Origin of the sequence: Meiothermus cerbereus, assembly GCF_051297115.1 — a bacterium.
Lineage (GTDB): Bacteria > Deinococcota > Deinococci > Deinococcales > Thermaceae > Meiothermus > Meiothermus cerbereus_A.
In genome coordinates, this window is sequence record NZ_JBEVAL010000093.1 from 1 (window position 1) to 9,403 (window position 9,403).

Here is a 9,403-nt window from a genome sequence, read left to right on the forward strand (position 1 = left end):
GCGCCTCCTGTTGGCGCAGTTTGGGGAAATGTGGCTGGTGGCTTTTCCGAATTGGGGTAATATATATGCAAATCATCTCTAAATTTATCTTGTAACTCTAGCTGGATTAGATCGTTTGCTCTGAGATTCCACGGTTCAACCGGAGTTTGTCGATTGTTATTGATCGTTACTGAGGTAATGAAATTTGGCTCTGCCTTAGTGATGATCTTACACAAGACCTTGATCGAACCTTTCAAATCTGAAGAGTTATCCAGTGCTGCATTACCTTCATTTTCTTTCAAGAACTCATCAAAAGTAGTAACTGTTTGTGCACCGTTTAGCAATCTAGGTTCAGTAATCAGTCCTCCCTCAGAGGTAAACTCGATTTTCTCAGCTGATAAGGATACTCCATTGTGAAAGAAAGGAAACACTTTTGGATCGTCTTTTCTCTCCAATAAAACTCGTTTAAATGCTCTCTTGAGAACTTTATTCACATAAATCTTGTTACCCAATCCCGACCTTATATTTCGATCAAAAAAACGTGAACCCATAGCCCTGAAGATGCGAACCAAGTCAAAAAGCGTAATTAGTCCGATACTCAAAATTTCACCCTGAGGGCCAGTCTCTGAAAAGGCACTCTGAAATCGGATATCAAAGGAGTGGTGTGGAGAAGTATCTATAGGAATGGGGCCTTCTTCTACCGATCTGTATTCAACGAAAACTTCAATCGGACGTCCAAAAAACTGCTCCATCCAAAAGCGCTTATTCTGAAGGTCTTCGGTTAATTTCTCTAATACCTGGCTTGACAACGCATCCTCTACTTTACCCGTGAAAACCATGTACAAATAAACCCTATCAATCAAAGCTTTATCCTCACGAAGACGGCTCTTAAGCTGTCGAAGCATTTGATTGGCATTTTGTACTTGAAAGTTGCCACCAAATATGTACTCAATTCCTTGGTCAATCATACGTTGAATAGAGTCTTTGAACTGACGATAGTCTTTGGAATATTTAAACTGGAACAAATATAAATTCCTCCTGGTAACGTCAACATGAAAACCATCAATACCAAAATCATTGCCACCAAAGGCAACTTGCTTTAGCGCCTCCTCTCTAGGAACCTGATACTCCCTTTCGAGGTAGACTAAACCAAAATAATCATTGCGTTGAGCACCTAGCGTATCCTTCAGATCGGTATAAGCCTGATCAATAATGTAGTCCCAGTTCGTTTTCGTTAGCATAGGACTCCTACCCCCAGCATGAATACACTGTGAGCTTATTGTAACAAAGAGATGGATTTACCTCGAGTAATTCGGTGCTTCTTTGGTGATCAACACGCCGTGGGGGTGGCTCTCGATCAGGCCGGCGTTGGAAATCCGGGTGAAGCGGGTCTCTTTGCGGAAGGCCTCGAGGTTAGGCGTACCACAGTAGCCCATCGAGGCCCTAAGCCCCCCCACCACCTGGTAGAGCACATCGCCCACCGGACCTTTGTAAGGCACCATTCCCTCGATCCCCTCGGGAACCAGTTTTTTGGCCTCTACCTGGGCCAAGCCTGCCCTCTGCGGGGGTGTGCCCGAGTCCTGGAAGTAGCGGTCGGCTGAGCCCTGGCGCATGGCCCCCATGCTGCCCATGCCCCGGTAGAGCTTGTAGCGGCGGCCATCCTTGAGCACTTCTTCGCCGGGGGCTTCCTGGGTGCCGGCCAGCATCGAGCCCAGCATCACGCTGTGGGCCCCGGCGGCCAGGGCCTTGGCCACATCACCGGAGTACTTGATGCCGCCGTCGGCAATCACCGGCACGTCCAGGCCCTCGAGCCCGGCTACGGCTTCCATAATGGCGGTAATCTGCGGCACCCCCACCCCGGTCACGACCCTTGTGGTGCAGATGGAGCCCGGCCCAATGCCCACCTTGACCGCATCGGCCCCGGCCTCGGCCAAGGCCCGCGCACCTTCGGCGGTGGCCACGTTCCCGGCGATGATCTGCACCGCATCGCCAAAGGTCTGCTTGAGGTTTCGCAATGCCTCCAGGATGCCCCGGCTGTGCCCGTGGGCGCTGTCCAGCACCAGCACGTCTACCCCAGCTTCTACCAGGGCCCGGGCTCTGGCCTCGAGGTCTTTGGAGACCCCCACCGCCGCGCCCACCAGCAAGCGGCCCTGGGCGTCCTTGGCCGCAAAGGGGAACTTCTGGCGCTTGGTGAGGTCTTTGAGGGTCAGCAGGCCCCTGAGGCGCCCTTCGTGGTCTACCAGGGGCAGCTTCTCGATTTTGTGCTGGCGCAGCAGGGCTTCGGCCTCTTCCAGGATGGTGCCGGGCGGCGCGGTAATCAGGCGCTCTGCCGGGGTCATCACCTCGGAGACCAGCCGCCCCATGTCGCGCTCGAAGCGCAGGTCGCGGTTGGTGACCAGGCCCAGCAGCTTGCCGTAGAAGTCCACCACCGGCAGGCCCCCGATCCGGAACTCGCGCATCAGGCGTTCGGCGTCTTCCAGGGTGGCGTTGGGGGCCAGCGTGACGGGGTCTTGAATCATCCCGGCCTCGCTGCGCTTGACCTTACGCACCATGGCGGCCTGCTCTTCGGGGCTCATGTTTTTGTGGATGACCCCCAGGCCGCCCTCGCGGGCCATGGCAATAGCCATTTCGGCCTCGGTGACGGTGTCCATTGCAGCGGAGAGAATGGGGATGTTGAGCCACAGTTTTTTGCTGAGCTGGGTGCGGGTGTCCACCTCGCGGGGCAGCACCTCGGAGTAAGCCGGGATGAGCAGCACATCGTCGAAGGTCAGGCCTTCTTGCTGGATTTTTTCTGTTCTGGAACGGGGTTTGCTGGGCATCTCGAGCATATTCCTAGCAGTATAGCAGCCCTTAGGGATATGCATATGCCCCACCTGCCGGTGTTGCAGGCGGGGCCTCAGCAAACAGAACGAACCAACGATGCCTGGGCCGGGCTACCTCGAGCCCACCGCTTCCTTCCTGGGAATTTCGCCCAGGGCGTTTTCGCCGGTCAGCTCGCGGCCCAGGATCAGGGTGTGGATGTCGTGGGTGCCCTCGTAGGTGTCCACGGTCTCAAGGTTCAGCATATGGCGGATGCTGTGGTATTCCAGGGTAATGCCGCTACCGCCCAAAATTTCGCGGGCGGCCCGGGCGGCGTTGAGCGCGGCCCGCACGTTGTCGCGCTTGCCCAGACTCACCTGGGCGGGCTTGAGGGTACCGGCGTCCTTGAGCTGGGCTAAGCGCCAGGCCAGCAAAAGACCCTTGGTGTGGTCGGCGGCCATACGCACCAGCTTTTCCTGCACTAGCTGGCGGCTGGCGATGGGGGCCCCAAAGGTGACGCGGCTTTGGGCGAACTCGAGGGCCTCGGTATACACCGCCTCCAACGCTCCCAGCGCCCCCCAGGCGATGCCATAGCGGGCCTGCGTGAGGCAGGAAAGCGGCCCCTTAAGGCCCTTCACCCCGGGCAGCATGGCGCTGGCCGGCACCCGCACATCCTCCAGCACCAGCTCGCTGGTGACCGAGGCCCTGAGCGAGGCTTTGTGTTGAATCTTGTTGGCCCTAAAGCCCTTGGTATCGGTGGGCACGATAAAGCCGCGCACTATCCTCTCGTCGTCCTTGGCCCAGATGATGGCGATGTGGGCCAGATTGCCGTTGGTAATCCACATCTTGGAGCCATTCAGAATGTAGTCGCCCCCGTCGCGCCGGGCGCGGGTCTTCATGTTGGCGTCGGGGTCGCTGCCGCCGTCGGCCTCGGTCAGGCCAAAGCAGCCCACATACTCGCCCGTAGCCAGTTTGGGCAGGTATTCGCGTTTTTGCTCCTCGGAGCCGTAGGCCCAGATGGGGTACATTACCAGGCTGCTCTGCACGCTGCAAAAGCTACGCAGGCCGGAGTCGATGCGCTCGAGCTCGTAGCCCACCACCCCGTAGGCCGCCGCGCTGGCCCCCATCCCGCCGTACTCGCTGGGAATGGTGGTGCCCAAAAAGCCCATCTCGCCAAACTTTCGGATCAGATGCACCGGAAACTCGGCGTTCTCCCACCACTCGGCAATGTGGGGCAGGGCCTCGGCCTCGAGAAACTTGCGGGCCGCTTTCTGAATCTCGCGCTCTTCGGGGGTGAGCAGCTCGGTTACCTGGTAAAAGTCGAACATAGCAGACCTCGTTTCCCGATTGTACTTTAGTCGCTGGGGTAGGGTGGCTTGAAGGGGGTGTAAAAAACTGCCCAGCCATCTTCCCTGCAGCGAGGCGCATAAGCTGGTTACGCAAATGGTAGTTGGCCTCGAGCTCAGGGTAAATACATCTGGCGTAGCTCGAGGATCTCCCGCCTGGCCTCGTTCACCTTGATGTAGAACGGGGTGTACCTGTTAAAAGACCAGCCAAAGTTTTTTCCGCCCAGGCCCTGGATGAGCTGCTGGGGGGTGACCTGGAAGTACTCCCCGGCACTTTTGAGCAGGTAGATTTTGGTGTTGCGGGTAAAGCGAAAGGTGCGGATCAGGGGGTTCTGGTTGGATACCTCGATACCTGCCGGGCAGTCCTCGCGGTTGCAGTCCTTGACCTCGACGTAATCGAGCTTAATGGTCCAGACCCCCTGCACCTGCCGAAAGTCGGTGATGAGGGCCGCGCGGTTTTGCACCTGGGCCAGCCCCAGACCAGAAAGAAGCAGCAAAAAGAACCAGGTTATACGCATAATTTTACCTTTCTCCCATTCTGCGGTAGCCAAACCCCAGCGCCAGCAGGGCCGGAATCAGGGTTACGGCCCCTACCATCAGCAGCCACAAAGGGCCTTCGGTGCTACCTAGGTAGTCGTTTTGCCGCTGGGTAATGGCCAGGTAGACCGGGCGGCTGGCCAGGAGCACCAGAAATCCCGCATGCAGAAGCATCAAGCCCATGTACAAAAAGCCCCCAATCCCGATGGGCACCTCGGCGGGGTTGGAAGCATCAAATTTGGGGAAAGCGGCCCCCAGCCCCACCCCCAAAGCAGCGGCGCTGATGGCCGAGGCCAGGCCCAGAATCAGGGAAATCTGGGTGAGGTTGTCGTCCAGGCCAATCACCCGTGGCGAGTAGTAGCCCAGGGCCAGACCCAGCGGCACCAGAAAAAACAGGGCCAGGCCAAAGCGGGTCAGCAGGAGGGTGTGCTTGGCTACCGGGCCGGTTTGCAGCATCCAGTAGCCCTGGCCCTCGAGGCTCAACAGCGGGTAGGCCAGCCGCACCCCCACCCCGCCAATCACAAAGCCCTGGAAGGCCAGGTGCATAAAGCCCGCCACCACCTGAAAACGGGTGTCGCCCAGGGGGAGGTACTGCAGGCTGGTGGTGTACAAGAGCACCAGCACCCCCACCAGAATCAGCTGGGAAGCCTGGTTGGCGTCGCGGAAAAACAGCCGCAGGTCGCGCGCCCACAATGCGCCCACCCGGCTGGAAAGCGACCAGCGGTCCAGCAGGCCCGGGCGCAGGATGCCGCGTTCGCGCACGGTGCCTTCCAGCGCCCGCACCCAGCCCTGCTGGTAGGCGTAGCCCGCCACCAGCCCGGCCAGCAGCAGCAGCCCACCCGACAGGGCCAGCAGTAGCCAGAACTGCGGCTCGAGCTCGCCCCGCACCAGCCCCTTGAGGGCCTGCTGGGCCAGGGCCGAGGGCAAAAAGGGCGCGCTGGGGTCGCGGAAGGTCTGGAGGAAGCGGTCGAGTTCCTCGGGGTTGGCAAAGTTGGTCTGGAGCAACACCTCGGGCCGCAAGGCCCGCAGCAAAAAGATGAGCAGCCCACCCAGCACCGCGCCCAGGGCCGCCGCCCACTCCCGCGCACGCCCTGCCGGAGCGAAGCGCACCAGCGGCAAAGCCAGCCCTACCCCCAGCACCACCGGGAAGGCAAACAGAGCCAGCATCAGCAAAGCCGCCCCCAGATAAAAAACCGGCGGAGCGCCATAGTGTGCGCCGTAGGCGAAGAGCACCGGCAGCACCAGCAGCAAAGGAAGCAGGGCGGTGGTGGCAAATACCTCGCCCACCTTAAAGAGGAAGACCCGGCTGGCTTTTTGCGGCAGGGTCAGGTGCAGGGGCAGGTCTTCGGAGGTGTAGAGCACGGCCACCGCGTTGGGCAGGGCCGAGAGCACCACCGCGCTCGAGAGCACCAAGAGCAGGCTGCCCAGGATGCGGTCTACCAGCACATCGCGGGTGAAAGCCGCGGCCAGCCGGTTCACAAAGGTGCTGCTGCCAAAAAGCTCGTTGGAGATGAAGTGCAAAAACCAGCCTGTGCCGGCCCAGGCCCCATACGCCAGCAGAGCCCCCAGCCCCAAGCCCACCAGGGCCGAGGCCGGCGACTGACGAAACCCATTCCACAAAAGCTGCAAGCGCAGGGTCAGCATCTGCCCCCAGTGTAGACCAGTCCGGGCTGGGGGTGGGTGCGTTTGTGCCACTAGACAAATGCCCCTAGCGGCCTCTGGGCTTGGGTGCATTAGACTGAAATAAATGTTAGTAAAAGACGTAATGCACAGCCCAGTACTGACGGTGGACGTTTCGGTGACGCTCGAGGCAGCCTACCACATCATGTTGCAGCGCAATATCCGGCACATTCCGGTGATGCGGGAAGGCCGTCTGGTGGGGATGATTACCGACCGCGATATTCGGCTGGCCACCAGCCCCTTTGCCCCTGGGGGGGCCAGGTCTACCGCGACCCCGGTCGAAGAGGTGATGACCCAGCCGGTTTTTACCGCGGAGACGCTGGACCCGGTGGAGGAAGCTGCGCGGGTCATGCGGGAACGCAAAATAGGGGCGCTGCCCATCCTGGAGGGCCCCGAGCTGGTGGGCATCGTGACCGGGATTGACCTGCTGGATGCGCTTTTGCGCCTGACCGGGGTGCAAAAGCCCAGCGGGCGGCTCGAGGTCTGTCTCGACGACCGGCCCGGCGAGCTGGCCCGCCTGAGCGGGGAGCTGGCCCGGCAGAACATTAACATTCACTCCCTGCTGACCTACCCCTGCGGCGAGGGCAGCGTGACCACGGTGGTGCGGGTCGGGACACTGGATACGCGCAAAATTGCTCGAGAACTGCGTCAGCAGGGCTATGATGTGCGCTGGCCTCCTGAAATTCCCAGCAAGACTTTATGAGCGTTCCTGTTGTTTATAGCCCCCAGTACAAGCTCTACAATTTCGGGCCGCAACACCCCTTCAGCCCGGTGCGCCTGGAGATGCTCTTGGATTTGCTCGAGCACCTGGGCCATCCACTGCATTTTGTGGAGCCCACCCCGGCCACCCGCGAGGAGGTGCGCAGCGTGCACCTGGAATCCTTCGTGCGGCGGGTGGAGGCCGCCTCGCGCGGCGAACGCTCGCCCGACTTCGACCACTACGGCATCGGAACCGCCGACACCCCCATCTTTCCCGGCATGGACCAGGCGGCCCGCTGGCTGGTGGGGGGCACCCTGACCGCCGCCCGGATGATCTCGAGCGGGCAGGCCCGGGAGGTCTTGCAGCTAGGGGGCGGGCTGCACCACGCCCAAAAAGACCTGGCTTCGGGGTTTTGTGTCTACAACGACCTTTCGGTAGCCATTCGCCACCTCACCCAGCAGGGTCTGCGGGTGGCCTACATCGACATTGACGTGCACCACGGCGATGGGGTGCAGTGGATTCACTACGACGAGCCAGGCGTGCTCACCTTCTCGATCCACGAGTCGGGCCGTTACCTCTACCCCGGTACCGGCCACACCCACGAGATTGGCAAGGCCGATGGCACCGGGCGCAAGCTGAACATCCCCTTAGAGCCCTTTACCGAAGACGACTCCTACCTCGAGGTCTTGCAGATGGGCCTCGAGCCGGCCCTGCGCTGGTTCCGCCCCGATGTGCTGGTGGTGCAGTGCGGTGCCGACGCGCATTTCCAGGATCCGCTGGCCGAAATCTTGCTAACCACCCAGGCCTACGCCAAAATTTTTCCCCTGCTGCGCCAGTACGCCGCGGCCTTTGCGGGGGGGCGGGCTGTTTACACCCTGGGCGGGGGCTATAGCCTCGATGCCACCAGCCGCATCTGGGCTTTGCTGTACCTGACCCTGCAAGACCTGCCGCTGCCCGACCACCTGCCCGAACCCTGGCTCAGGCGCTGGGGTACGCAGCTAGGGCACTTCCTGACCCATACCCTCTTTGACCCCCAGGGGGCCTACCCCGAGATCCCCCGCAAGGCCGAAATCGAGCGGCGCAACCGTCAGCTTGCCGAGCGGATGCTCGAGTCGGTGCGGCCGTACTGGACTTGAGAGCGCTGCCTGCGAATACCCAAGTAATTTTCGCCACGAACGCAAAACAGCACAGTTTTTTTGCTCATGCGGCGTATAATCCTAAACAAGAGCCCGCTTGCCAAATTTCTTATATTGCCGGGCCTCTAAGAAAAACATATGGGCACCGAATAAGCGCAAAACCATAGGTTCCAGCGAGGTGAGTTGTGCATTTACAGCAGGGTTTGTACCAGCACTACAAAGGAAAGCACTACTGGGTGCACGGTCTGGCCCGTCACTCCGAGACCGAGGAGTGGTTTGTGGTCTACGAAACCCGCTACGGCCTCGAGCCCGAAACCATGTGGGTACGCCCCCTGAGCATGTTCTTGGAAGATGTGGAAGTGGAGGGGAAGCGCCTTCCCCGATTCCGCTATGTGGGCCAGGCCGATTCGTGAAAACGAACGCGTTTTTGAGGCCTGACCCTTTACGTGGTGCCCTCTAACCGATACCCTTAGCCCTGTGCGGCGGATTTTCTGGCTGGCCTGGCGTGATCTGGTGCTGGAGTTTCGGGGGCGTACAGGCATTTTATCGGCGGTGTTTTTCCTGGCGGTGATGCTTTTTATCCTGGCCATGGCTTTTGGGCCCAACCCACAAGACCTGCAAAAAGCGGCTCCAGGGGTGCTATGGGTAGCCCTGGCTTTTGCCGGCAGCCTGCTGGCCGGGCGGGCCTTTGGCCTCGAGGTCGAGGACGGCACCCTCGATGACCTGCTCCTGACCCCCGGCAGCCGGGAGTGGATCTACTTCGGGAAGCTCCTGTTTCAGTTTGCCTTGCTGCTGGTGGTGGGTCTGGCGCTCTTGGTTCTGACGGCGGGACTTTTCTACTTGCCCATGCAAAACTGGAATTGGTACATACTAACCTTGATGCTGGGTTCGCTGGGCTATGCGGCCATCTCCACCTTCTATGCGGGCATGCTGGCCCGTTTGCGGGGGCGCGAGGTGCTCCTGCCGCTGTTGCTCTTTCCGCTGGTGATTCCGGTGGTGCTTGCGGCGGTGCGCTTCACCCAGGGGCTGGCCCAGGGTGTTCCGGTGGCCGAGCTGCTGGATTGGCTGCGCTTGCTGCTGGTTTTTGATGTGATTTACGTGACGGTGTGTGCGATGGTGTTCCCGTACATGCTCGAGGGGTAGGTTATGGCGGCTATTACCAGAGGTAACCCAAGTTGCTACCTACAAAACGCTGGCCAGACGCTTGAAGTTGTGGGCAAAGATGA

The 9,403-nt window shown here is 60.0% G+C and carries 9 protein-coding genes; 4 read left to right on the forward strand and 5 right to left on the reverse strand.

The window, feature by feature from the left end:
• The 5 genes from ABWU19_RS13375 to ABWU19_RS13395 all read right to left on the reverse strand — a co-directional run.
• The coding region (locus ABWU19_RS13375; RefSeq protein ID WP_435902166.1) for an AIPR family protein at positions 1–1,220 on the reverse strand (1,220 nt) is incomplete at its 3' end.
• A 57-nt stretch (positions 1,221–1,277) separates the two neighbouring features.
• Positions 1,278–2,807 (reverse strand): IMP dehydrogenase, encoded by a 1,530-nt coding sequence (guaB, locus tag ABWU19_RS13380; RefSeq protein WP_435902167.1) that lies wholly within the window; start codon positions 2,805–2,807, stop codon positions 1,278–1,280.
• A 105-nt stretch (positions 2,808–2,912) separates the two neighbouring features.
• Positions 2,913–4,106 carry an acyl-CoA dehydrogenase family protein gene (locus ABWU19_RS13385; RefSeq protein WP_435902168.1) on the reverse strand — a complete coding sequence of 398 codons (1,194 nt, stop codon included), beginning with the start codon at positions 4,104–4,106 and terminating at the stop codon, positions 2,913–2,915.
• Between the two features lie 134 nt (positions 4,107–4,240).
• The gene (locus ABWU19_RS13390) at positions 4,241–4,642 is read right to left on the reverse strand and encodes a hypothetical protein (RefSeq protein WP_435902169.1); all 402 of its coding nucleotides are present in this window, start codon (positions 4,640–4,642) and stop codon (positions 4,241–4,243) included.
• 4 nt (positions 4,643–4,646) lie between these two features.
• Complete coding sequence (locus ABWU19_RS13395; RefSeq protein ID WP_435902170.1) at positions 4,647–6,305, reverse strand: putative ABC transporter permease subunit; 1,659 nt, start codon at positions 6,303–6,305, stop codon at positions 4,647–4,649.
• Between the two features lie 103 nt (positions 6,306–6,408).
• Between ABWU19_RS13395 and ABWU19_RS13400 the strand changes: the two genes are divergently transcribed.
• From ABWU19_RS13400 to ABWU19_RS13415, 4 genes are all read left to right on the forward strand, one after another.
• A complete protein-coding gene (locus tag ABWU19_RS13400) occupies positions 6,409–7,044 on the forward strand; it encodes a CBS and ACT domain-containing protein (RefSeq protein WP_435902171.1) in 636 nt (211 codons plus the stop codon).
• Positions 7,041–8,177 (forward strand): acetoin utilization protein AcuC, encoded by a 1,137-nt coding sequence (locus ABWU19_RS13405; RefSeq protein WP_435902172.1) that lies wholly within the window; start codon positions 7,041–7,043, stop codon positions 8,175–8,177. The genes ABWU19_RS13400 and ABWU19_RS13405 overlap by 4 nt, the downstream gene beginning before the upstream one ends.
• Before the next feature lie 185 nt (positions 8,178–8,362).
• Positions 8,363–8,590, forward strand: coding sequence for a DUF1653 domain-containing protein (locus ABWU19_RS13410; protein WP_435902173.1), 228 nt, complete (start codon positions 8,363–8,365; stop codon positions 8,588–8,590).
• Positions 8,591–8,654: 64 nt separating this feature from the next.
• On the forward strand, positions 8,655–9,320 hold the full coding sequence (locus ABWU19_RS13415; protein ID WP_435902174.1) for a heme exporter protein CcmB: 666 nt from the start codon (positions 8,655–8,657) through the stop codon (positions 9,318–9,320).
• Positions 9,321–9,403: the final 83 nt, after the last annotated feature.